At 47.1% G+C, this 327-nt stretch carries 1 protein-coding gene; it reads right to left on the reverse strand.

Features of this window, described 5'->3' with window-relative positions; translation table 11 throughout:
- Positions 1-327: MMPL family transporter (locus A3735_RS09250; protein ID WP_156499559.1), on the reverse strand; the 327-nt coding region annotated here is incomplete at both ends.

Here is a 327-nt window from a genome sequence, read left to right on the forward strand (position 1 = left end):
AATCGTTGTTGCAGTGAAGATACCCATGTGGGCGTTCATGTTGAAGTTGGACAATGCAAGCACCATAAACCCTGCGACTAAAACGAAGGTTGTCACCCAAAGTGCAGTACCAACGGTTGCGAAAGCATATTGCACCGCTTGCTCGCTAGTATAGCCTTTCTCACGCCTAGCCCTTCGATACTTGCTTAAAAAGTGGACGGTATCATCAACGACGATACCCAGGACCATACCTGTTGCGGTACCTACGGATATGCCAACATTACCGTTGAAGATACCCCACAAACCAAATGCAGCACCAATAGGTATAAGGTTAGGGATTAGGCTAAC

It is taken from the genome of Oleiphilus sp. HI0061 (genome assembly GCF_001635675.1).